The 24,453-nt window shown below is 33.7% G+C and carries 22 protein-coding genes, 1 tRNA gene and 1 pseudogene; 17 read left to right on the forward strand and 7 right to left on the reverse strand.

What is annotated here, in order from left to right; all coding sequences use genetic code 11:
- The first annotated feature begins 12 nt into the window (after nucleotides 1-12).
- From HNP35_RS09225 to HNP35_RS09240, 4 genes are all read left to right on the forward strand, one after another.
- Nucleotides 13-816, forward strand: a complete 804-nt coding sequence (locus HNP35_RS09225) for a hypothetical protein (protein WP_184160580.1) — start codon at nucleotides 13-15, stop codon at nucleotides 814-816.
- Between the two features lie 26 nt (nucleotides 817-842).
- On the forward strand, nucleotides 843-1,874 hold the full coding sequence (locus tag HNP35_RS09230; RefSeq protein WP_184160582.1) for a hypothetical protein: 1,032 nt from the start codon (nucleotides 843-845) through the stop codon (nucleotides 1,872-1,874).
- Nucleotides 1,875-1,896: 22 nt separating this feature from the next.
- Nucleotides 1,897-2,184, forward strand: coding sequence for a hypothetical protein (locus HNP35_RS09235; protein WP_184160584.1), 288 nt, complete (start codon nucleotides 1,897-1,899; stop codon nucleotides 2,182-2,184).
- Between the two features lie 83 nt (nucleotides 2,185-2,267).
- Nucleotides 2,268-2,543: a DNA-binding protein gene (locus HNP35_RS09240; protein ID WP_184160586.1), complete on the forward strand. Its 276-nt coding sequence runs from the start codon at nucleotides 2,268-2,270 to the stop codon at nucleotides 2,541-2,543.
- Nucleotides 2,544-2,891: 348 nt separating this feature from the next.
- Here the strand turns inward: HNP35_RS09240 and HNP35_RS09245 are convergent, their stop codons facing one another.
- The 6 genes and pseudogenes from HNP35_RS09245 to HNP35_RS09270 form a co-directional block, all read right to left on the reverse strand.
- A complete protein-coding gene (locus HNP35_RS09245) occupies nucleotides 2,892-4,199 on the reverse strand; it encodes a site-specific integrase (protein ID WP_184160588.1) in 1,308 nt (435 codons plus the stop codon).
- A 290-nt stretch (nucleotides 4,200-4,489) separates the two neighbouring features.
- Nucleotides 4,490-4,573, reverse strand: a tRNA-Tyr gene (locus HNP35_RS09250).
- A gap of 424 nt (nucleotides 4,574-4,997) precedes the next feature.
- Nucleotides 4,998-5,384 (reverse strand): annotated as a pseudogene (locus HNP35_RS09255) (TlpA family protein disulfide reductase); the annotation flags it as partial.
- An 18-nt stretch (nucleotides 5,385-5,402) separates the two neighbouring features.
- Nucleotides 5,403-6,164 carry a DUF4369 domain-containing protein gene (locus HNP35_RS09260; RefSeq protein ID WP_184160590.1) on the reverse strand — a complete coding sequence of 254 codons (762 nt, stop codon included), beginning with the start codon at nucleotides 6,162-6,164 and terminating at the stop codon, nucleotides 5,403-5,405.
- 261 nt (nucleotides 6,165-6,425) lie between these two features.
- Nucleotides 6,426-6,866 (reverse strand): KTSC domain-containing protein, encoded by a 441-nt coding sequence (locus tag HNP35_RS09265; RefSeq protein ID WP_184160592.1) that lies wholly within the window; start codon nucleotides 6,864-6,866, stop codon nucleotides 6,426-6,428.
- Nucleotides 6,867-7,260: 394 nt separating this feature from the next.
- Nucleotides 7,261-7,506, reverse strand: a complete 246-nt coding sequence (locus HNP35_RS09270) for a hypothetical protein (protein WP_184160593.1) — start codon at nucleotides 7,504-7,506, stop codon at nucleotides 7,261-7,263.
- Nucleotides 7,507-7,591: 85 nt separating this feature from the next.
- Between HNP35_RS09270 and HNP35_RS09275 the strand changes: the two genes are divergently transcribed.
- From HNP35_RS09275 to HNP35_RS09315, 9 genes are all read left to right on the forward strand, one after another.
- Nucleotides 7,592-8,134: a hypothetical protein gene (locus HNP35_RS09275; protein WP_184160595.1), complete on the forward strand. Its 543-nt coding sequence runs from the start codon at nucleotides 7,592-7,594 to the stop codon at nucleotides 8,132-8,134.
- Nucleotides 8,134-8,280 (forward strand): hypothetical protein, encoded by a 147-nt coding sequence (locus HNP35_RS09280; RefSeq protein ID WP_184160597.1) that lies wholly within the window; start codon nucleotides 8,134-8,136, stop codon nucleotides 8,278-8,280. Before HNP35_RS09275 ends, HNP35_RS09280 begins: the two co-directional genes overlap by 1 nt.
- Nucleotides 8,281-8,360: 80 nt before the next feature.
- Complete coding sequence (locus tag HNP35_RS09285) at nucleotides 8,361-8,594, forward strand: hypothetical protein (protein WP_057116258.1); 234 nt, start codon at nucleotides 8,361-8,363, stop codon at nucleotides 8,592-8,594.
- The gene (locus tag HNP35_RS09290) at nucleotides 8,566-8,964 is read left to right on the forward strand and encodes a YchJ family protein (RefSeq protein ID WP_246453422.1); all 399 of its coding nucleotides are present in this window, start codon (nucleotides 8,566-8,568) and stop codon (nucleotides 8,962-8,964) included. Before HNP35_RS09285 ends, HNP35_RS09290 begins: the two co-directional genes overlap by 29 nt.
- A gap of 106 nt (nucleotides 8,965-9,070) precedes the next feature.
- A complete protein-coding gene (locus tag HNP35_RS09295; RefSeq protein WP_184160599.1) occupies nucleotides 9,071-10,189 on the forward strand; it encodes a vWA domain-containing protein in 1,119 nt (372 codons plus the stop codon).
- Between the two features lie 163 nt (nucleotides 10,190-10,352).
- The gene (locus HNP35_RS09300) at nucleotides 10,353-11,816 is read left to right on the forward strand and encodes a magnesium chelatase (RefSeq protein ID WP_184160601.1); all 1,464 of its coding nucleotides are present in this window, start codon (nucleotides 10,353-10,355) and stop codon (nucleotides 11,814-11,816) included.
- Nucleotides 11,817-12,075: 259 nt separating this feature from the next.
- A complete protein-coding gene (locus HNP35_RS09305) occupies nucleotides 12,076-12,930 on the forward strand; it encodes a DMT family transporter (RefSeq protein ID WP_184160603.1) in 855 nt (284 codons plus the stop codon).
- A gap of 458 nt (nucleotides 12,931-13,388) precedes the next feature.
- Nucleotides 13,389-14,675 carry a Glu/Leu/Phe/Val family dehydrogenase gene (locus tag HNP35_RS09310; RefSeq protein ID WP_184160605.1) on the forward strand — a complete coding sequence of 429 codons (1,287 nt, stop codon included), beginning with the start codon at nucleotides 13,389-13,391 and terminating at the stop codon, nucleotides 14,673-14,675.
- 123 nt (nucleotides 14,676-14,798) lie between these two features.
- Entirely contained in the window at nucleotides 14,799-16,022 is a 1,224-nt protein-coding gene (locus HNP35_RS09315) for a sterol desaturase family protein (RefSeq protein ID WP_184160607.1), read from the forward strand.
- A 150-nt stretch (nucleotides 16,023-16,172) separates the two neighbouring features.
- On the opposite strand, the gene HNP35_RS09320 is transcribed toward HNP35_RS09315, so the two are convergent.
- On the reverse strand, nucleotides 16,173-17,771 hold the full coding sequence (locus HNP35_RS09320; RefSeq protein ID WP_184160609.1) for a DUF6377 domain-containing protein: 1,599 nt from the start codon (nucleotides 17,769-17,771) through the stop codon (nucleotides 16,173-16,175).
- Between the two features lie 480 nt (nucleotides 17,772-18,251).
- On the opposite strand from HNP35_RS09320, the gene HNP35_RS09325 reads away from it, so the two are divergent.
- The 4 genes from HNP35_RS09325 to HNP35_RS09340 are packed head-to-tail and all read left to right on the forward strand — an operon-like array spanning nucleotide 18,252 to nucleotide 24,444.
- Complete coding sequence (locus HNP35_RS09325; protein ID WP_184160611.1) at nucleotides 18,252-18,773, forward strand: DUF5004 domain-containing protein; 522 nt, start codon at nucleotides 18,252-18,254, stop codon at nucleotides 18,771-18,773.
- 8 nt (nucleotides 18,774-18,781) lie between these two features.
- Complete coding sequence (locus HNP35_RS09330) at nucleotides 18,782-19,867, forward strand: hypothetical protein (protein WP_184160612.1); 1,086 nt, start codon at nucleotides 18,782-18,784, stop codon at nucleotides 19,865-19,867.
- A gap of 30 nt (nucleotides 19,868-19,897) precedes the next feature.
- Nucleotides 19,898-22,912 carry a SusC/RagA family TonB-linked outer membrane protein gene (locus HNP35_RS09335; protein ID WP_246453424.1) on the forward strand — a complete coding sequence of 1,005 codons (3,015 nt, stop codon included), beginning with the start codon at nucleotides 19,898-19,900 and terminating at the stop codon, nucleotides 22,910-22,912.
- 29 nt (nucleotides 22,913-22,941) lie between these two features.
- Entirely contained in the window at nucleotides 22,942-24,444 is a 1,503-nt protein-coding gene (locus HNP35_RS09340; protein WP_184160614.1) for a RagB/SusD family nutrient uptake outer membrane protein, read from the forward strand.
- The last annotated feature ends 9 nt before the right edge of the window (nucleotides 24,445-24,453 follow it).

The raw sequence follows: 24,453 nt of genomic DNA on the forward strand, positions 1-24,453 counted from the left end.
AATGTAAAGATCATGAACGAGAAAAATGTGCAGTATCTGAAAGACAAGTTAAAATATACCGGCTTCGGAGAAACTTTCGATGCTGAATTAAGGGAGAATATCCTAAAAGGGGATAAAGATTTTAAAATGATCCATACCGGCATTATGAACAATGGTGTTCCTAACAGGGATACCGTTACCGTTGAACTGAATTTTAAAAAGTCCGATCAGAGCGATATGTACTTTTTTAATTCCTATAAGGTGAATCTCCAGAAAGAGGATAATAAGCCGGGACTGGAGCAGACGTTTTATATAAACAGCGATAACACCAGCATTACACTCAAAGAAGCCTATAATTTGATGGAGGGCAGATCAGTTAATAAGGATTTAAAAACTAAAGAAGGAGAAACATATAATTGCTGGTTAAAATTTGACTTCAAAAACAGTGAAAATGATGGAAATTTCAAATTACAGCATTATCATGAGAACTATGGCTATGATTTGGAGGCTGCGCTGGAAAAGCATTCAATCAAAGAACTGCTAACACCGCAGTACAAGGAAGATCTGATGAATTCGCTTAAAAAAGGAAACCTTCAGTCCGTAACTTTTGTTGTCGGCGGAGAGGAGAGAAAACAGTTCGTTGAAGCTAATCCGCAGTTTAAAACCATAAAGGTTTACGATTCTTCTTTACAGCGAATCAATGACCGAGAAAGCAAGACTGAGAAACAGTCCCAATCCAAAGAAAAGAGTGCAGAGCAGAGCACTAATAATGATGAGCCTTCTCAGAAAGAAAAAAAAAGTAATTCCCGTTCAAAAAAAGCAGGAAGATCGGTTTAAGTTTTAATATTAATTAGAGTTCAGCTATGTCTTCTGAAAACAATAGAGTAGAAAATGAGATAAAAGTCTGGCAGTGCAAGGAAGAAAAATTAAAATTTCTATTTCAGAACAGCCCTAATATAGAACGCTCTTTTGGCATAGAGAAACTGAAATTTTTTAAGATGCTCCTTTTTAAATATAAAAAGACGAAAGCTGTAGATGAAAAAATAACTCTCAGGTTTCTTAAGCATGAATATAATAAATTGAAGCATCAAGTCTATCCCAATATCATTGTTAGACTTGTAAATGAAGCGCTTAGTGCTGTCGCTTTTCAAAGGATAGATAAACAGGATTATCTTAAAGATTTGGAATTAAACAAGAAAACTTTAGAGGAACAGCTTATAAAAAGCGGTTTTCATGTGGCTTATGGCAAAGTATTGGAGCATATGCAGGAGCAGCAGTTAAATTTTTCTATTCCTGTTTCTTATCACATCTCAGAGAATGAAAGACTTGAACATTCACTTCAATTTGTAAAAGATGCGCAGGGGGCTTACCAATTTGATGGATTCAGATCAATTCTTTACACAGATTCGTCGCCATCCAGACGCTGTACACATTACTTTAAGAATGAGAAAACTGAGGGCTTCAGCGCTGCAGACGCATACGGAATGCTTGCGGGGAGAGCAGTCCTAAAAGTCGGAACTTGGAAACAGTTTAACTTCAACGACAGGGATCTTAATGACAATTATAGAATGCATGAGTTTCCAGAATCGTATGGATACAATGTAAGCGATGCTTTAAGGACTGTTCCTCTTAAAAATGATGATTATGAGGCAGTTGAATCCCTGGCCGATTCTTTGAAAAAGGGCAGGAGGGAAGAAGTTCTTCTTATGATACAAGGGAGAGAAATGAAGGTTTTTTTGGAAGCAAATCCACGCTTTAAAAACTTGAATTTTTATAACGACAGGATGCAGAAACTTAGTCTGGCGGAAATTAAAAACGGCTGTAAAATTAATCCGTTGCTAAAGCCTCAGCAAAATATTGAGTCGCAGACCGCAAAAAAATCTCATCATATGTGATGTTTATTTATCTTATACAGTTATGGAAAATCTTAATCTTTTATCGGGATTTTTTCAGGCAATCGAAAATGACTTCAGGATCAGCACAACTCACATTGCAATTTTTGCAGCCCTGCTTCAATTTCGTGCAAGCAAAGATTTTGTAAATCCTATTCAGGCTTACAGCATAGAAATCCAGAGTATTGCTAAGATCATGTCTCATAAAACCTATCAAAAATGTATGCGTGAATTGGATGACTACGGTTATTTGATTTATGTGCCTACTAAGAATAAGAACAGAAGGAGCAGTATTTATTTTCACTTGGAATAAGTTGTACTGTAAAAATTGAAAGTAGACAGAGTTTTGTTTTAAAGTAGATGATCAAATATTATAATGAGTAAAACCAGAATTTCATGGAAGAATTTATAACGAAAGATGATTTAAGACAGTTCGGGCTTTACATGGCCGATACGGTGCGTACTGCTGTTGCGGAAGCATTTCAGCCAAAAAATATTGAGCGGGAATCTGAGTGGCTGAAAAGTAAAGCTGTCCGTAGGATGCTTGATATTTCTGCAGGCTCGGTGCAGAATCTTAGAACCTCGCAAAAAGTACGTTTTAAAAAGGTACTTGGATCTTATTATTATAACAGGGAAGATATTCAAAAACTCTTTAGCGATGACAAAGTTTAATAGATTAAAAGAAAGCCATATAATGAGTTTTTTGTCTATGTACGCTAAGGATCCCAAACTTAATGTCTGGCACCTGTCAATTTTGACAGCTATACTGGGGTTAGGATACAAGCAGGGGCAGAGGAGGAGGATAAAAGTAAGTCGCAGTAAAATTATGGAATTATCGCATGTGAACACTCTGCCAACTTATCATAAGTATTTTAAACAACTTCAGGATCTAGGATACGTTAAGTATACCCCTTCGTATCATCCTGGCTATAAGAGCGAAGTAAAACTATGTAAAAAGAGGCTATCTCAAAATATTTGAGATAGCCTCTTTTAAGTTTGAATATGTCTTAAAAATATTTATCAAGAAGAAATGTTGTATTTTTTCTTGATTGCCTGGATTTCTTTTTCCAGTCTACTGAGAACTGCCAAGTCCGGCTTAGACATTTTAGGCTCAGTTTTATTGAGTTTTTTATTTAGAATTGACATTTCACGGCCGATTGTTGCCTGTTCAGTTATGGCGTATGCTTCAGTCTGTTTTACTGATGCGTGGCCCAGTAGTTCTTTAACTACGTTTATAGGAACATTATTGTTTAATGTAACGGTGCTTCCAAAAGTGCGGCGCGCGATGTGAGTATTTAAAGTAAATGGAAATCCGCATAAAACTGCCACTTCTTTCAAGTATTCATTCATTTTCTGATTGGATGAGACAGGCAGTACCGTTCCGCGCTGAATGCATAGCTTATGTTCTTTATATTTTTCAATGATTTTAAGTGCCTGAGGGAGCAGCGGGACATTGGTTGTTGAGTTTGTTTTCTGTCTTTCGGACATAATCCAAAGGTTTCCGTCAATGCCTTCTTTGATATCACTTTTCTTTAATTGGTAAGCGTCTATGTAAGCAAGTCCAGTGTAACATTGGAATACAAATACGTCCCTGACAACATTAAGCCTGTCAGTAGTAAAATAATGCCTTTCCAGTTCATACAGTTCCTGAGTGTTAAGCGGTTTCTTTACCAGTTTTGTTTTTCGCCCCTTAAAGTTCTTAAAAGGATCCTTTGTGATTAATTCCTTATCAATCGCGCGGATTACAATCTTTTTGAAATTTGCAATGTATTTTAGTGTAGTGTTATTGCTGCAGTCTCGCACTGTTCTAAGATAAAACTCAAAGTCTTTAACAAATTCGAGATTCAAATCCGCAAATTCAACATCCTCTTTTTTAAACTTGAATTTAATAAAAGCAGTTAAATGGTTTTTAGTAATGGTAAACCTGTCAAGAGTGCCTTTTGCATATCCTTTTCCTAGAAGAGCCTTCATTTCGTCATTATGCTTTTGAAATTCTTCCAGAACCTTGATTTTTGGTGCTGTTCTTCCAAGAATTTGATCCATGATTTTTTCAGCAGTTATATGTTTTCCGCTGTAGAGCATTTCAGTTTTGATTTCATTGATTTTAATTGTCAGTGAATCAAGAAAGAAGTTTAAAGACTTTGCATCTTCTTTAGAGCCAACCGCTCGTTCGGTTTTTTGGTCCCATCTTGAATACTCCCATTTGCGTTTGGTTGATGCTTCTTTAGGGATGCCGTCTACGGTTATTCTAAAGTAAACCGTTCTAATTCTTTTGTCATTACTGGTTATTTTCATAAAGAAAACTAACCCAAAACTGTTTTCTAACATAATTCAGTCTTTTTAGATTAATAAATGTAGAATTATAGCGTCAAAAAAACAAGTCGTTAACCTCGTTAACCCCTTTGGTTATAAGGGATTTATTCAATTTCTGTGGCAGTTTTTCGTGGAAACCAAAAGTGCCACGATTCTGCCATAGAGATTTTGAGCGGTTTTAAAAAATATGAAAAGCAGCATAAATGAAAAAAGCCTGCGAATCTTACGATTTGCAGGCTTTACCACGTTTTTTAGGGGTTTTTGAAAAGATTGAAAAAGTGACCTTTTTACTTCTTTTACCCTTTTGGTGGGGAGAGCAGGATTCGAACCTGCGAAGTTCACACAGCAGATTTACAGTCTGCCCTCGTTGGCCGCTTGAGTATCTCCCCGATCTCAGCTTGTTGTGCTTTGTTGTTCTAAGCGGTGGCAAAGATAGGAAGGTTTTCTACATTTCCAAACAAAAAAAGCACTTAATTTAAAGTTATTTTAAAGTTATTTTTTAATTAGTTGGAATTGAATAAAATAAAAAACATTATTGATTAAGTTTTTTTTGGTTTATTTTAAAATATAAGATTATTCTTCTGCTTATTTTTCTGGTTTATATTTTTTGCAATGACTTTTTTTAGTCGTTAACCTCTGTTTTTATTGGGAAAATAGAATAATTATTTACGAGTTAGTATTTGATTTTATTGGTTAGGAATTGCTTTAGTCGAAAAAAATAGAGGTAAGATGGATTTATATTTTTTTTAATCATGTTTTAAAACAAAAAAAAATCTCCACAAGGGAGATTTTTTTATTCTGAATACTTAAGTATTATTTAGCTAAAAGCTCTAAGATTTTTTCTTTCAACGCAGGACCTCTTAAGTCTTGAGCAACTACCTTTCCGTTAGCATCAAGAATAAAAGTTGCAGGAATTGCTTCAACATGATATTGTTTTGCAATTGGCTCTTCCCAATGTTTTAAGTTTGAAACATGAGTCCAAGTTAATCCATCCTTTGCTATCGCTTGTTTCCAAGCTGCTGCGTCTTTGTCCAAAGAAACTCCAATGATATTTAAACCTTTTGAGTGTAATTCTTTGTATAATGCCACAACATGAGGATTTTCTTGTCTGCATGGTCCACACCAAGAAGCCCAAAAATCTACAATAGTTACTTTTCCTAAACTTTCTCTAAGAGAAACTACTTTTCCTTCTGGATTAGGAGCCGAAAAATCTGCTCTTCAGTTAGGGCTACCTACTGCAGGAGCTGTAGCACCAACAGATGGCATTTTTGCTTGACCTAATCTAGTTTTGATTTCTTTACCTGGAGCAGTGTTTTTTACAGACTCATCTAAAGAATTGTAAAGAGTTTCCAATTTTTTTGTATCAGCCGCTGGATCATTAAACATACTTTGAACGATCAAAACTGTAATGAATGATTTTGGGTGAGTTTCAGCATATTTCAAATATTTAGTTTTGCTGCTCTCTTGAACCTCTTTTTGAATTGTCATATATTGTTTCATCAAGCTGTTGATAGTTGCTGTATCTTGAGCTTGTTGAGCTTGTTGCATTTTTTGATTATTCTTTTTCTGAAAATCAATTAAGTTTTTTTGAGTTTTTGTCATGTCTTCCGTGAAAGCCACATACTCATCGTTATTGTAAGTTCCAGAAACTTTAGATTTGTGGATACTATCTTTATCAATATTAATTTTGATCTCTCCAGTTTCAAGGATAAATGGAATTGGACCGTTAGCACCTTGTAAAATTAAAGTATGGAAAGCTGGTTCAGTTACTTTTCCTTTTATTTCAAATTTTCCGTTTTCAACTTTTACTGTATCAAGAGAAACTGGCATTCTTGTAGCAGGGTCTGCACCTTGTAAGATGATAGTTTTTCCATTTTCAATCCCTGTAGCTGTACCTGTAATAAGGTATTCTCCATCTTTAACTTTGCTGCAAGAAATGATAGCTGCAGAAGCTGTAAGTACAAAAAGTATTTTTTTCATTATAAAAAATTAATTAGTTAATTGATTTGTGCAACAAAAGTATCTAAAAATATAAAACATACAGAATTTTGTAACCTAAAATTTTGTTATAGTTTTTTTAGGTCTAAAATGCATTAAATCAGCATGTTTGTTGGCCTTAATTGACTTGAAGCTATCATTGAGAAACTTATTTTAAATCATTATAATCAAAATTTTAATTTTTAGATATAAAAAAAGCACTCAATTAAACGAGTGCTTTTTTATAAATATAGTGTTTAAAAACTATTCTTGGTTTGTTTTCTTTCTCCAAGTAAAGTTGTTTAAAATATGTCTTTTAGCAAATCTTGCTGGAGAATCAGCATTTACCATTTTCACGTAAGTTGCTTTTGGAACACTAATGTATTCGTAAACACTTCCGTTAGAGAAATCGATAATTAAACGTCCTTCAACAAATTTAAAATCTGTGATTGAACAAGTTGTAATTGTTTCTGTGTACTCAGGTAAATTAAGTTTGATAGTATCAGGATGAATACTTACTAAAAAATGGTAAGCTTCAATGATTGTTTTACTTTTTTCTTCTGCCTCTTTTAAACCAGCCTCGTTTCCAACAAATTTATCAGGATGAGATTCTTTCATCGCATTACGATAAATTGTTTTTAAATCTTTTAACTCTGCAGTTTTCTCTACGTTTAGTAACTTACGGTATTCAACTATTTTTTTCATAAATAAAAGGTAACTACTTGTCTATTAGTTTGAAATCGATATTAATTAGTTCAAATCGACAAATTTTTTGCAAAGGTACACTTTTTTTTAACTTTTTAGTTTTGATGGAAAAAATATTGAAAAAAGTTAACGGTAAGTTTATTTTCATTGCTAACAGAGCGAAGATTTTTTTTTTTTTAACGCAAAGCACGCAAAGACTTACGCAAAGAGCGCCAAAGATTTTTTGAGTAATATTTATAAACATAAAGTTCGCAAAGCTATGTCAGCACAAAGCTTTGCGAACTTAAATATTCTCAATGTATAACACTCAGCAAAAAAAATAACCTTAGCGTTCTTTGCGTTAAAAATTACACGCTCCAACAAAACTTGAAACTTGAAACTTGAAACAAAAGAACTATTCTGGTTTATGATTAGCTTTATCGAAGTTTCTAGATTTTTTTGGATATTGTTTGTAGCTCATATCACTTGGGTTTTCTATAACCGATTTTATTGTAATCCAATCACCGACGTTAAACTTTGCTTGAACCATTTTATAGTCTAAAAGATATTCACCGCAGAAATAATTGTTATTTTCATCTTTTTCGATAATGCCTGTGAAAACTCCTTTTTGCGGCATTGATTGTTGTGTATCTTTCGACATGATTCTCTGTTTTTAAATTAAAAGGCAAAGGTAAGCAATTAAGTATTGTTTTAGTGAGTTCGCTGTAAACTGAGTATATTTGCACATGCAGAAAAATTTTAAACCACATCCAAATTCTTTTAAAAATACATTTTGTGCTTTTAATGAAGTGTTGCAAGATTCTATTAAAGGATTAAAAAAACAATTTGAAAGTAAAGCTGGAAGCACATATTATTATACAGAAGAAGGAATGTATCGTGTTTCGAATCACTGGGGAAGGCTGGCAAACAGCAAATGGCGCTTAGTTGCTCGTGATCCAGAAACAGAATCGAAAACAAAGATTGGTTTTGCTAAATGGAATGAGTTTTATCCGGACAATGCTACAGATAAATTATATTATATCGAAGCGGATTACGAAAAAAACTTGGCCAATTATCAGCATAAAAATAATCCTGATTATGATGGAAAAGCAGTTTTAAGAACCAGTTTGGATACAACAAAAAGGCTAAAACAAATAAGAAATCTCCAGCAGCTGACGAATTGGGCGAAACATTTTGATTATGAGGATATTGATGATTTACGAAAACAAATTATCAACGAATTGATTTTCACAGAGAAAAGTTTAGAACAAATTAAAAGAGAAGTATAATGGGACGCAATAATGAAAGAAATATCAAAAAGCACAATGACAAATTGCACAAAGCCCAGGCTAAGAAAAAACAAGCCGAACTTTCTCGCAAAGAAAAGCTGAAAGAAATTGTGAAAAAATTCAACGAAAGTAAAAACGAAGAATAAAATAATTGTTTCAAGTTTCAGGTTTCACGTTACAAGTTAACAAAGCAAACCTGAAACTTGAAACCTGAAACAAAAAACAAATGAATAGTAAATTCGAAACCCTAAAAGCGAGCGTACAAGAAATTATTGATTTAATCGCTGCAAAAAATGACAGAGAAGCAAACAACAAATTGTTGGAAGTAAGTGAAACTCTTGACGAAATGATTGATTTCGCTGAAGAAGATGAAGAAGTTAGAGAGATCACTCGTTATCAGGTTTTATTGAACCAACTTCACGTAAAAATTAATGGAGAAGAACCTGTTGATGGAGAATAATAAATGTTTCTGCGACACAGGACTGCTTTTTGAAAACTGTTGCGGATTGTATTTAAATGGAAGTCAAAAAGCATCTTCGGCTTTAAGTTTAATGCGTTCCAGATATTCCGCTTATGCAACTCATAATGCCGATTATTTAATGGAAACCACTTATGTTTCTGAAAGAAAATATTATTCGAAACCTGAAATTTTAAAATGGGCTGTTTCTAATAAATGGCAGAAATTGGAAATTCTTAGTTTCACCGAAAATACTGTAGAATTTAAAGCTTACTTTTTAGATTCAAATAATAAACCTCAGACTCATTATGAATTTTCTACTTTTAAATTCGAAAATGGAGCTTGGTATTATTTGGACGGAAAGTTTGAATAATTAACATATCTAACATTGTTAACTTCAATTTTTAGTTGAATATTTTAACTAAAAATTAATAAACGATTCGTTTTTCATAATTCTAAAAAGACGTAATTTTAGATTTATGAAAAACGAATTTAAAAAAGGCTTTTATTTTAAGACTTACGAAGCTCCTTTTCAGTCTCCGTTTGACAAACTTTTTACTATTTTTAAAGAGTTGATCACCCATACTTCGGGTGATTTTGATGAAGCCATAAACTGGCTTAGGGAACTGGATAAAGAATACAAACTTACCGACGAGAATTACACCATAGACGATTTTATCGAAGATTTAAAAAAGAAAGGTTACATCAGAGATGAAGTTAAAGGCGATGGAAGTTCTGGTTTCGGAATTACGGCAAAAACCGAAAGAGCGATCAGACAGCAGGCTTTAGATCAAATCTTTGGAAACTTGAAAAAATCTGGAAGCGGAAATCATAAAACCAAATACGCAGGAAGCGGTGATGAACATACGGGAGAATTCCGTGAATATAATTTTGGCGACAGCTTGGAAAGAATTTCTTTAACTGAAAGTCTTCGAAATGCTCAGGTCAATAATGGCGTAGATAATTTTATGCTTACTGAAAACGATTTGATTGTAGAAGATGCACAATATAAAGCACAAATGAGCACTGTCTTAATGATCGACATTAGCCACAGTATGATTTTGTATGGCGAAGATCGAATCACACCGGCTAAAAAAGTTGCCATGGCTTTAGCGGAACTTATTACAACAAGATACCCAAAAGACACGTTAGATATTTTGGTTTTTGGTAATGATGCCTGGACCATTCCAATTAAAGATTTACCCTATCTGCAAGTTGGTCCATATCATACGAATACCGTTGCGGGTTTACAATTGGCAATGGATATTCTGCGAAGAAAACGAAATACCAACAAACAAATTTTTATGATTACTGACGGAAAACCAAGCTGCGTTCGCGAACGTGACGGTTCTTATTATATGAATAGTAATGGTTTGGACGAATATATTGTGGACAAATGCTACACTCAGGCGCAGCAGGCAAGAAAACTTCATATTCCGATTACTACTTTTATGATAGCTAGAGATCCTTATTTACAGCGTTTTGTAAATCAGTTTACTGAAGCCAATCAGGGAAAAGCATTTTATACCGGCATTAAAGGTTTGGGTGAAATGATTTTTGAAGATTATGAAGCGAATAGGAAGAAGAGGGTTAAATAAAGGTTCTAAGTGGCTAAGATTCTAAGATACTAAGGTTTCTTTGCACATGATAAACATAACGCATATCGTAGAGACACATGGCAGTGCGTCTAACATATCAACTGTCACGCTGAGCGAAGTCGAAGCGCCAAATCAATAAATAAACAATCTATATTTCAATAAAATGGAAATAAATACTATAAAGACATTAGGTCAATTAAAAGCCGCTGGATATAAGAGTACAAGCATTAAAGATGAATTGCGAAATAATCTTCGTGAAAAAATTAAATCTGGGAAACCTGTTTTTGAAGGGGTTCATGGTTTCGAAAATACCGTAATTCCAGAATTAGAAAGAGCTATTTTATCTCGTCATAATATAAATTTATTGGGACTTCGCGGACAGGCTAAAACGCGTTTAGCTCGTAAAATGATCGAATTGTTGGATGAATATATTCCGTATGTTTCTGGTTCAGAAATTAATGACGATCCGTTAAATCCAATTTCGCGTTTTGCAAAAGATTTAATTGATGAAAAAGGTGATGAAACGCCAATTTCATGGTTACATAGAAGCGAACGTTTCTTCGAAAAACTGGCAACTCCAGACGTGACAGTTGCTGATTTAATTGGAGACGTCGACCCAATTAAAGCGGCAAATCTGAAATTATCCTATGCAGATGACCGCGTAATTCATTTCGGAATGATTCCGAGAGCCAACCGCTGTATTTTTGTAATTAACGAATTACCAGATTTACAGGCAAGAATTCAGGTGGCCTTATTTAATATTTTGCAAGAAGGAGATATTCAGATTAGAGGATTCAAATTAAGAATGCCTTTGGATATGCAGTTTGTTTTCACCGCAAATCCAGAAGATTATACCAATAGAGGAAGTATTGTTACACCTTTAAAAGATAGAATTGGTTCTCAGATTTTGACACATTATCCTGAAACTATAGAAATTGCGAGAACAATTACAGAGCAGGAATCTAAATTGGATAAAAATCAAACTGATCTTGTTTATGTGCCAAGTTTGGCAAGAGATATTTTAGAACAGATTAGTTTTGAAGCCCGCGAAAGTGAATATATAGATAACAAAAGCGGTGTAAGTGCAAGAATGAGTATAACGGCTTTTGAAAATTTAATTAGTACGGCAGAACGTCGCGCATTGCTTTCAGGTGTAGACAAAACAACTTTACGTTTGTCAGATTTTATCGGAATTATTCCAGCGATTACTGGAAAAGTAGAGTTGGTTTACGAAGGAGAGCAGGAGGGAGCTGATGTAGTGGCAGAAAGTTTAATTGGTTCTGCAATTCGAACATTATTTCCAGAATATTTTCCAAAAATTGAAAAATTAGAAAAACCAGACGAAAAAACACCATATTCTGATGTAGTAGAATGGTTTTTTGCCGAAAGCGGTTTCGAATTATTAGACGATGCTTCCGATAAAGAATATAAAAGTATTCTAGACGAAGTAACGCCTTTGGATGATTTAATTAAAAAATATCAGCCACAAACAGCAAAAGAAGATGAGTATTTCTTGAAAGAGTTTGTTTTATGGGGATTGGTAGAATATAGAAAGTTAAGCAAAGATAGATTTGCCAAAGGAAATCAGTTTAGAGATATTTACGGAAGTTACATTAGTAAATTTTAAGAAAAGTATTTACTTTTTTCAAATTTATAACATTAGCTTAGATAGAATTAATCTGTCTAAAATCTGCTTTAATCTGTGTATATCTGCGTGAAATAATTATTACACATAGATTTTTCACGCAGATTTAAAAAGATTTCAGCAGATCTAATTAGATTTTTTTCCAACGCTCTATGATATGATCTGGTCTAGCTGGTTTTTTAAAACCGGCTGGGCTTTTTTATTTTACAAAAGATTACTTTTACAATCCAAAAATGAATTTATGTTATTCCTAATATTAAGTATTCTTTGCAGTGTAATTGTTGGTGTTATATTCAAAATTTCAAGAAAATATAATGCTAATCCGTCTCAAATTATTTCATTCAATTATATAACGGCGATTACGCTTTGTTACTTCACTTTTAGTCCAGATCTGAATGCTTTGGATCATAATGCACCTTTAGAAATTTATACAGCGGTCGGAATTTTACTTCCAATTGTATTTTTGTTTTTAGCACTTTCTATAAAATTTATGGGAATTGCAAAAACCGATGCGGCACAGCGATTGTCACTTTTTATTCCGATTTTAGCAGCTTGGTTATTGTTTAATGAAGCATTTAATACCTATAAAGTTATTGGAGTCTTAGTTGGATTCTCGGCACTTTTATTCATATTAAAAAAGCCAACTGACAATACAGAGAATAAATGGATTTATCCTGCAATGGTATTATTAGGTTTCGGAATTGTTGATATTCTTTTTAAGAAAATAGCTTTATATACCGTCGTTCCTTACACAACTTCTTTGTTTGTAGTATTCTTAATTTCGTTTACGGTTTCATTGGTTATCGTTATGTATAAGTTATTCATCACAAAAGAAAGTTTTGCTGTAAAAAATATTCCTTTTGGGTTATTGGTTGGGATTTTTAATTTCGGAAATATACTATGCTATTTAAAAGCGCATAAAGCTTTTGCAGAAAACCCATCAACTGTTTTTGCTGGAATGAATATGGGAGTTATTGTTTTAGGAACCGTAGTGGGAGCTTATTTCTTCAAAGAAAAACTTTCTAAAATTAATATTATCGGATTGTTTTTGGCATTAATTGCGGTTGTTTTTATCTTTTTATCGCAATTACAGTAATTTTTTTTAAACGCTAATTATTTAATTTACAGTTGATTTTAGGTTAAGTTGAGAATTTATTAAATTAAATTCTACTAATTCTATAGAATTTATAAATATAAATTTGTAGCTTTGCTTCAACAATGAAAAACTATAGCCGAAATATTATGATGTCTTTCAATTGCAGCTTTGCGATGTGCTGCAAGATGAATCACGTTTTGAAATGGCGTTAATAGAGAAAGTACTTGTTAGTTATTTTTTTTTTTTTTTTAGCCTTTCATTGCACCATGAAAGGCTTTTTTTTGAATCATTAAAAAATGGAAATATGAGAACCATTAGAAATAGAAAAATTTTAATGCGTAACGGTTTAATAAAGATTCCGTGTTGCAGTTGTTTTTAAAAATAGAAATAAAAAATCTTCATAATTAAGAAGAATATTGATTACTAAAAAGATAACCCAAACCTAAAAACTATATATTATGAGTTCAGAAATTATAAAACACAATCCCTTTCAATCGATGATTGATCGATTTAATATAGCTGCAGATATTTTGAATTTAGATGAATCTATTAAACAAAAACTGCAAAAACCGGAAAAACAGATTACAGTAAACTTCTCTATCACTTTGGATAACGGAGAAATACAGAATTTTGAAGGTTACAGAGTAATTCACAATACGGCTTTAGGGCCTTCGAAAGGCGGAATTCGTTATGATACCGCTGTAAATCTGGATGAAGTAAAAGCACTTGCCGCCTGGATGACCTGGAAATCTGCTGTAACTGGAATTCCCTTTGGTGGGGCTAAAGGCGGCATTATTTGCGATCCACGAAATCATTCTAAAACTGAATTAGAAAAAATTACACGCGCTTATACAAAAGCTCTGTCTGACATTTTCGGTCCAGAAAAAGATGTTCCAGCACCAGACATGGGAACAGGTCCAGACGAAATGGGCTGGCTAATGGATGAATTTTCATTATTGCACGGAAGACCAATTCATGCCGTTGTTACAGGAAAACACCTTCATTCAGGTGGATCTTTGGGAAGGGTGGAAGCAACAGGAAGAGGCGTAAGCATTATTAGTCTTTTGGCGCTTCAAAAACTAAAAATAAGACCTGCGAGAGCGACGGCAGTAATTCAGGGATTTGGAAATGTTGGACTGCATTCGGCTTTGTTTTTGTATGAAAAAGGAGTGAAGATTATTGCGGTGAGCGATGTTTCAGAAGCGTTTTATAATCCGAATGGAATTAATATTCCAGAATTGATTTTGTATTATAATCTGAATAACAAAACGATAAAGGGTTATCCAAATTCGGTTGCGATTAAACATGAAGATTTATTGCTTTTAGAAACTGATTTATTGATTCCTGCGGCCAAGGAAGATGTGATTACGCAGAAAAATGCGGGCGATATTCAGGCAAGAATTATTGTTGAAGGTGCGAACGGACCAGTTTCTTCAGATGCAGATCAAATTTTGCATGATAAAAATATATTAGTTGTTCCTGATATTTTAGCCAATGCTGGCGGAGTTACAGTTTCTTATTTCGAATGGCTTCAGAATTCACTTTTGGAGTCTTGGAGAATCCACCAAATCAATAAACGTTTGGAGGATATTTTAGAAAAAGGTTTTGATACTGTTTTTAGAGTGGCAGTAAAACACAATGTAACGCCTCGCATTGCTGCTTATATTATTGCTTTGAAAAAAGTAGCCGAGACACAATCTGTAAAAGAGATTGCGTTAGAAGCTCCTCAATATAAACAGAATTAATAATCAGGTTTACTTGGTAAAAGATCATTTTCGTTGATTTTGCTTTTTCTCCCTATAAAGGCTAAATTGACGGAAGTGTCTTTTCGTTTAATTTAAAATCTCCAATTATAAAGTATTGAAAAGATGAAAAACATTAATTTTCTAGCCTTCGCCATGCCTGCGTTTTTTCTTTTTTTATTTTTAGAATATAAGCTTGCTCAACGCAAAAAAAGGCCTGAAATTTTTAATTATGAAAGTTCTGTTTCTAATATCAGCATCGGAATCGCAGAGCGTTTGATTAACTTATTTATTGCCGCCAGTTTTTATCAGCTGTATTATTTTATTTATGATAATTACAGAATCTTCGAAATTCCGAAAAATGCGTTTATTTGGTTTGCATTAATTCTCGCAACAGATTTTGTCTGGTATTGGTATCATCGATTAGGGCACGAAGTTAATTTCTTTTGGGCAGCGCATATTGTACATCATCACAGTGAAGAATTTAATTTTACTGCAGCAGCCAGAATTACAACTTTTCAAGCTATAATTAGAACAGGATTTTGGTGTGTTTTGCCTTTTATTGGTTTTCATCCTTCAATGGTAATTACAATGCTCATTGTTCATGGCGCTTATTCTTTCTTTACACATACTCAATTAATTGGTAAAATAAAATGGTTGGAATATGTCTTTGTAACGCCTTCTGTTCATGGCGTTCATCACGCTTCTGACGAAAAATATCTGGATAAGAATTATGGCGATATGTTTACCTTTTGGGATCGGATTTTTGGAACATTTCAAACTGAAGAAGAAAAGCCGAAATATGGTTTAACGCATCCGCTGAAAAGCTATAGTTTTTTATGGCAACATTTCCACTATTACTTCGAAATTTATGAATTATGGAAGCGCTCTAGCGGATTTAAAGCGAGATGGAAAGCCGTTTTTGGAAGTCCAGCCGATATGGATCAAGATATTCGCCCAATTCTCGAAAAACGTTTTCTGCAAGATAAAGCTTCTCCAAATCAAAGACTGAGATTTAAAAATTACCTCTACATACAATTAGGAATTTGCACGTTAATTCTAACCATTTTTACCTATTACTTTGATTATTTAGAAAGCTATGACAAGATATTTGTGCTTTCGCTAGTCATTCTAACTTTAATTAATTGCGGGGCTTTGCTTGAACAACGAAAATGGATTTACTATTTAGAATATGCGCGTCTTGCTATGATTTCTACTTACTTTCTATATGAAAAAGATCTAATTGTGTTTTTCTTTGTTCCAATTGCGATTTTGATTTTTATAGAACAATTGTTTTCATTAAGCAAAATTTACCAGAATACGATTTTACAGTTGGAACCTGTTGAGTAGTTTTTTCCGCCACGAATTCACGAATTTTTTATTTAAAATGATACGTGAAATTTACGCGCTTTAATTACACGAACTGATTATGAAAAGAAAATTCGTGAATTCGTGGCTAAAAAAAACTTAGAACCTTAGCATCTTAGAATCTTAGTAACTTTAAATAGTCTTTATCTCCATAATTTTCTGCTCAAACGTATCTTTAAAATCAGATTTGCTTTTGATTCTGGTTTTGTACGTGTAGATTGTCGCTACAGAAAGTTCCAGGAATTCTGCCATTTGATTGCTGTCTTGAATTCCTAATCTATACAAAGCAAAAATTCGCAATTCGGTATTTAAAAGTTCGCCTTTTTTAACCAAACATTTATGGTCATTTGGAAATAGATTATTGAAATCTGTCACAAAAGTTGGGAACAATTTTAAGAAAATTTCGTCAAACTGATGAAAAAGATTTTCTCTTTCTTCCTTCACATTATAACGTTTCAAACTTGCAATAACTTCATCTGTTTTTTTAGTGATGATTTTATGCAACGTACTTTTTTGAATATGATCAATCTTATTAATGAAAGCTGAAGTTGCTTTAATAAAATACGTGATATATTCTTCCTTAATAGCATTTGCCTCGCTTAAACTTACATTCATTTCCTGTAGTTTTAAATAAGATTCAGCCATAGTTTTTCGGGCTTTATTTTTCTCTTTTAACTGTTTGAAAATTATTCCAAGAAAAACAAAAATGATAACCGTAAGAATAGTCAAAAGAATAATGATTTTTTCTAGTTTATCATTTTTATCTTTTACATTATTCAATTGTGCTTTTTCTATAATAGGAAGAATCGACGAAATTTCAATTTTTCGATGCCTTGCATTGTAAAAAGTTGCGTCGTCCATGGCAATATTGATGTATTCGTTTGCCTTGTCTAAATAACCCATTTTAAAGAGTTCATTGGCTAAATTTCGAAGTGCAACAGTTTCTTTAGTCGCATTTTTCACATCGGCAACGGCCGCCATTGCCAGATATTGAATGGCTTTTTTGGTATAACCCCGTTCCGAATAAATATATCCGAGACTAGAAGTAGCAATTCCGTAATAGTCTGGCGGAAGATTATAATTATTAATCCAATAACTAAAAGCAAATTCTGCACCGCGCCAATCTTGCTGTTTAAGTCGTTTCAAACTTTCTGCAGCCCAGTATTCATTGGTATTTGTGCCAATTAATTCTAGTGCTTTTTTTAAGAAATGATTTCCTTGCTGAACATAATGAATATTAAATCGCTGATCACGATTGTAATCAGCTAAATCGTAATAAGCACGGGCTTTGATGTTGTAATATTCGAATTTGTTTTTAAGATCTAGTTTGGTGTCGTCAATAACATCCAAAGTATCAATCGCTTCTTTAAAAAGTCCCGAAGAAAGTAAAACAAACCCTTCTTTAATTCGGCTTTTGGATAAAAATTTGGGGTCTTTTAAAACTTTGGCTTTGATTTTTGATTGCTCTAAATAGTAATAAGCAGAATCATATTTGAAAGATTTGTATTCGTCAAATAATGACATATAGCAATTGTAGAGCGCTTCATTATTTTGGCTCAATGTAAATTTTGATACATTTTTCTTTAAAGATTCAATTTTTCGATATTTCTGTTTCAGATAAATCTCTTTTTTCAAGAGCACCTGATCCAATTCTTCTAAATAAGGATTTGTCTCTTTCGCAGTTAGAGAAAATCCTATAATGAAGAAAAACAGTATGAATATTCTTCGCATGATTTAGGTTTTGGTTTAGGGTAAGGTTGGTTTTTTGTATAGTTAGTTAATTCGTTTTAAAATTAAAATAAGTTTGAGATTAATGGAAATCTGATGGTTTGGAATTTTATAATCTGTTTAATAACATCGCTTTAAAAGGGAATTTCTAAGGTGAAAACAAGCGATAAATGTTAAAAATGGTCAATTTATTTGCAATTATACAATAAAAAGAGGTTATATAAATGCATAGTGAAAAAAATATACCAAATATTTTACATATTGTCATTTTTACCATTAAAAAAGTGCTCATTTTCATCTAAACACCATCTTGATTTTTTCTAAACAAAAATAAATATAAAATATTGATAATCAGTTATTTGTTTTTAAAATTGTCTGAATAATATCTTGATTTTTCTCCGATTTTTTTTTTAGGATTTATTTAACTTCTAGCTTCGTTGTATCCTTTTGAAGGGGATAACAAACTAACAAAAACCAAAATTTATGAAATGTAAAAGTCTTTATTGGTTAGCTTTTATGATGTGTTTTTTTGCCATTGGCTGCGATAACACAGATGACGGAAGCTACGTAGATCCGATTACCCTTTATGAAAAAGTAAATGGCAATTGGGGATTAACAAATCTGAAAATGGTCGACGAAGTTGCCAAGGCAAGCAAGATCGAACCAAGTGAAGAAAACTTGAGTACTTATTTCAATTACGAAGATTTTAAAATCAAATTCAACGTAGACGAAAAGAACCAGCCAACAAGTTATGAAGTTACCGGAAACGTCCCTCCGTTATTTGCTCCAAAGGGATACTGGGCATTAAGTTCAGATTTTCAGCCAACGAATACAGGCACAAATAAAATCTATTTGTACAGCGATGCGCAGAAAACGCAAAAAACAGATGAACTTAGATTGCTTGCCGTTCCAGGAAAAAATGAAGAAATGCAAATTCAATTAACCCGTACTTCGGGCGGAGTAGATTTTGTTTCTTATGTGTTTAAATTAACTGCTATTAATTAAAAAGTAACATGAAAAAGTTTATATATACAATTTTACTTGGCTGCTTATTGATGGCTCCTAATTTTATGAAGGCACAAGAAAATGCCGGAGCTGTAGGACCAATGTCATCATATCCTGTTGTTTACAAATACGACGAACAAGTTACGTGGTACTTCGATCTTTCGGGAACTACTTTTGCAGAAACAGAAGATCTTTATATCTGGATTTGGTCTCCATCTGAGCCAGACGCTGGAAACTGGGAACATTCTTCAAGCTTTGCTAAACTGAAATATGAAGGAAATAAAATGTGGAGCTTTACTTTGACTCCAACCGTTTATTTTTCTAAAACTCCTGCTGAAATTGCAGCAAGTGCTGGATTTTGGTTTCGTTTGAAAAACTTTAACGGATCTAAACAAAGTGATGTTGCCAATATGCCATACACTGATTTTTCATCATTTTATACTTCAAATGAGTTAATCAGATCTTATCCTTCAAAGCCTTTGATTGATAAACCGGTTAGTATTTTATTCAATTCTAATTTAAAAGATGGTTTTGCAGGTGTTCCAAGTGTGCACTTTCATAGCGGACTAAACAACTGGGCAGTTTTACAAGAATATCAGGCTTGGCTTCCAGATGTTTCTGAGAAAACAAAACTGAAAGATCTTGGAAATGGTTTTTATAGAATGGATTTGATTCCGCAGCAATATTACAATCCGCCGGCAGGTTTTGTGATGGAAAACATTACTTTCTTGATGGTCGCAAAAGATTGGACTACAAATTCTGGAGATCAGATTATTTATGCGGGAGAATTTATTCCACCACCGCCACCAAGTTTCAGCTTTTTCCCTTTGCAAATCAGTCAAAGAGATTTTCTTGGAATGTCTAGAAAAAACAATGAAGTAGGCGTAAACAAGCTAATCTACACGATTACTGCTGGAACAAAAACATTTTCTGGTGAGTTTTCTGGAGGAACTACTGAGATTAAAGGTTTTGTCAATCTAGTATCAGAATTAAACGGACTTCCGAATCTGAACGAAATCCATGTTTTGGTAAAAGACAACAAAGACAAAACGATATCGGATACGATGATTCCGCTTAAAACTCTAGACAAATAATTCACTATTAAATTAAAAACACCAATTCTAATGAATAGTAAAAATATACAAAGCGTCCAGCATCAAATGTGGACTGCTAAAGGAGCGGTATTGATGATTTTTATGCTTTTTCTTGCTGTCGGTACATTCGCGCAGACGAAAAAACAAATCACAGGAACCGTTTATGACAATACTGGTACGGTATTGCCAGGAGCTTCTATCATTGAAGTAGGAACAAAAAACGGAACTACAACAGATTTTGATGGTAAATTTAGCCTTCAGGTAGCCGTAGGAAGTGCAATTGAAATTTCGTTTATCGGAGCTACAACTCAAAAAGTTCAAATTACAGGAAATAGTAATTATGAAGTTCGTCTGCAAAATGACGGTTATGCTTTAGCAGAAGTACAAGTTGTTTCTGTTGGTTACGGAAAAGTAAAAAAATCAGATTTGACGGGAGCAATTTCTACCGTTGGAGCAGATGATTTGTTAAAAGGAACAATTTCTTCAACAGAGCAAGTTTTACAAGGAAAAGTAGCGGGATTGAATATTATTCGTCCTTCTGGAGATCCTGCGGCGGGTTCTACAATTCGTCTTCGTGGAGGAACTTCGCTAACAGCAAGTAACAGTCCGCTTATTGTTGTAGATGGAATTGCTGGTGTTGATATCAACGTAGTTCAGCCTTCAGATATTAAATCGGTAGACGTTCTTAAAGATGCTTCGGCAACTGCAATTTACGGATCTAGAGGTGCAAACGGAGTAATTATGATTACGACAAAATCGGGAACAAAGGGAGTTTCTGTAGTGTACAGCGGACAAACTAGTTTCGGTTATGTTAATGATAATTTAGATTTACTTTCTGCAAATCAGTGGAGAGGTTATGTGCGTCAGAATGGAGTTGCAGATGCTGTAGATTATGGCGGAAATACAAACTGGCAAAAAGCAATTGAGCAGACAGCTATTTCTCAATCTCATACTTTAAGTATCAATTCTGGTAAAGCAGATAGCGGTTTTAGAACTTCAATTTCATACTTAAATAATGAAGGAGTTATTAAAAAATCTGGATTAGAAAGATTAAGCGGTAACGTAAGTGGTTACCAATTTCTTGGCGACAATAAAGAAGTGAAATTCGATATGGGATTATTTGCAAACATTGACAAATGGCACCCAATTGATTACAGAATTTTTGAAAGAGCTTACAACTTAAATCCTACGATTCCAGTTTACGATTCAAATGGAAACTTCAGCGAAGTAACAGGGAATATTTATCAAAACCCAGTTGAGATTTTAACCAACAGAACGTTTGATAATGAAAGACATAGACTTTTGGGTTATTTCAAAACAGACGTAAAATTCTTGAACGATTTTACAGCTACAGCTAATATTTCGTTAGAACACAATGCTGTAAAAGGAGGAACTTACAAACCTTCGTACGCTGTTATGGAAGGGCAAACAGAAGGCGGTTTTGCACAAAGAACGTATGGTGAATATACAAATGCGCAAGGCGAACTTTATGTGAATTACAGCAAAATAATCGACAAACATAATATTAGTGCTTTGGCTGGATATTCTTATCTAGAAAATATTTACGAAGGTTTCGGAGCGCAAAGAGGTGGTTTTGTAACGGATGCTTTTGGTTATAATAATTTAGGAGCTGGTTACAATTATCGTTTAGGAGATGTTTATTCATACAAAGGAAAATCAAATTTAGTTTCGTTTTACGCTCGTGCGAATTACGGTTACGATGGAAAATATTTATTGACTGCGACGGTAAGACGCGATGGTTCTAGCCGTTTTGGAGAAAACAATAAATGGGGAACTTTCCCATCTGCTTCTGCAGCGTGGAGAATTTCTAACGAAGAATTTATGGAATCTTCAAAAGGTTGGTTAGACAACTTGAAAGTGAGAGTTGGTTACGGAGTTACAGGAAATCAAGATGGAATTGGTGAGTACAAATCGCTTTCTATTTTAGGAGTTGGAAATGATAGTTACTACGATCCAGTTACTAAAACTTGGAGTTTAGCTTATTCTCCAAAACAAAACCCAAATCCAGATTTGAAATGGGAATCTACAGAGCAAATTAACGTTGGTTTTGATTTCGGACTTTTCAATAGAATTACAGGATCTTTTGAATATTATTCTAAAAAAACAAAAGATTTATTATACACGTATGAAGTGCCTCAACCGCCTTATTTAGTGGGAACAATGCTAGCTAACGTTGGTGAAATGTCTAATAAAGGAGTAGAATTGACTTTGAATGCAGATATCATTAAAGGAGATAAATTCAACTGGAACGCTAATTTGACATTGGGACATAACGTTCAGAAAATTGAAAAACTTTCTAATCCAACTTATAAAACAGATGTTATTTACAGCGGATCTCTTCACGGTTTGGCAGGTATGTCTGGACAATATTCTCAGATTATTGCTGAAGGATATCCAGTTGGAACTTTCTGGGGATTCAAAAATGCTGGTTTAGATGCAGATGGAAAAATTCAGTATTACAATGCTGCTAATGAAGTAGTGGCAGAAAGTGCTTTAGTTGATGCTGACAAAAGAGATTTAGGAAATATTCAGCCAGATTTGACTTTAGGTATCGGAATGAATTTCACTTACGGAAATTTTGATCTTGGACTTTCTGGATACGGAATGTTTGGCCAAAAAGCATTAAATGCAACAAACATGATGTTAAACGATCCAAATAGATTGCCTGCGTTTAATGTGCCAGATGCTTTCTTATCAAGCGGTATTACTTCTGCTCCGAAATATTCAGATTATTGGATTGAAGACGCTTCTTTCTTCAGACTTCAAACTCTGTCATTAGGTTATACTTTGCCATTGAAATACAAAAAATCTAAAGTTAGAATGTATGTAATGGGAGAAAATCTATTTGTAATTACGGGTTACAAAGGTGTAGATCCAGAGATTGGATTAAATGCTCAAGACGGAATAAATCAGACTGGTGTGATGGATCAGACTGGTTTAGCAGCTCCTGGAATTGATAGATACAATAATTATCCTCGACCAACAACGATTTCTGTTGGATTAAACTTTACGCTGAATAACTAAGCGAATTTGATAACCATAAAATACTAAAAATGAAAATCAAAATAATAGCACCAATACTTTTAAGTATGCTTTTTACGGTATCATGTACTGATTTGGATGAACAGTTGTATGATCAAGTAGAAGATGGGAATTTTGGAAACACGACTAAAGAAATTGATGCATTGGTTGGTGGAGCTTATTCTTCATTAAGAGGATTTGCAGATCCGATATCGAATAACTACCCAACTTGCGAATATGTTTTCTTTTTAAATGAAACTGTTTCAGATGAAGCGACTATTCCAACAAGAGGTACGAACTGGTACGACGGCGGACAATATCAAGATGCACAAAGACATACTTGGAAAGCTGACAATAGAATGATTCTTTCGGCTTGGCGTTACAACTATACTGGAATTGCTAAGATCAATGCGATTATTTATCAGATAAATAAGTCGACTTTAACGGATCAGGCAAAAGCGCCAATTTTTGCTGAATTGAAAGCAGTAAGAGCATATTACTATTACAATCTTTTAGATTTATTCGGAAATGTGCCAATTGTAACCAATTTTGAAGATACCGATCTTCCGACTAATTCAACAAGAAAACAAGTATATGATTTTGTTGAAAAAGAATTGACAGATGCAATTCCGTATTTAAATGGAAATGTGGTTTATTCTAAATTGACAAAAAATGTTGCTTATTCAATTTTAGCAAGATTATATCTTAATTCAGAAGCATTTATTGGAGTTGCGCGTTGGCAAGATTGTATCAATATGTGTCAGAAAGTTACTGGATATACTTTGACGCCAGATTTCTTCGCCAATTTTGCGACAGAAAATCAGACTTCTTCTGAAATTATTTTTGCAATTCCTTACGACTCAAAAGCGGGAACTGTTGGAAACTATATGAACTCAATGTCTGCACATTACAACCAGAAATTGGCTATTTCTCCAACAGGAAATTATCCTTGGAGTGCCAACGGAATGTGCGCACAGCCAGGAGTATATTCAGCTTTTGCAGATACAGACAAAAGAAAAAAAGGGATGCTTCATGGAGATCAGATCAATCTAGCAACTGGTTCTGTAATTATGATGGATAATGGAGAACCGCTTACTTACACAGAAAATTTGACAAGTTTGACAGATGCTAAAGAAAATGAAGGTGTTCGTCTAGCGAAATATGAAATGAAAGCCGGAGAACAATGGGAGCGTGATCATGACTTTGTTTTAATTCGCTATGCAGAAATTTTAATGATGCAGGCAGAATGTTACGTTAGATTAGGTTCGCCAGATTTAGCAAAACCATTTTTACAGCAAGTAGTTACGCGCGCTGGAGAAGAAATGCCAACTACAATTGACCTTGCGTTTATTGATCAAGAATTGCTGAAAGAATTCACATTTGAAGGAAGAAGAAGAACTGATAACATTCGTTTTGGAACATTCTTTTTGCCATGGTGGGAAAAAGGAACAACCGAAAAATACAGAGCTATTTTTCCAATTCCAAGTTCAGTGCTTACAACTAATAAAAACCTGAAACAGAATCCTGGGTATTAGGTTTATGAA

It is taken from the genome of Flavobacterium notoginsengisoli, from assembly GCF_014207905.1.
Classification (GTDB): domain Bacteria; phylum Bacteroidota; class Bacteroidia; order Flavobacteriales; family Flavobacteriaceae; genus Flavobacterium; species Flavobacterium notoginsengisoli_A.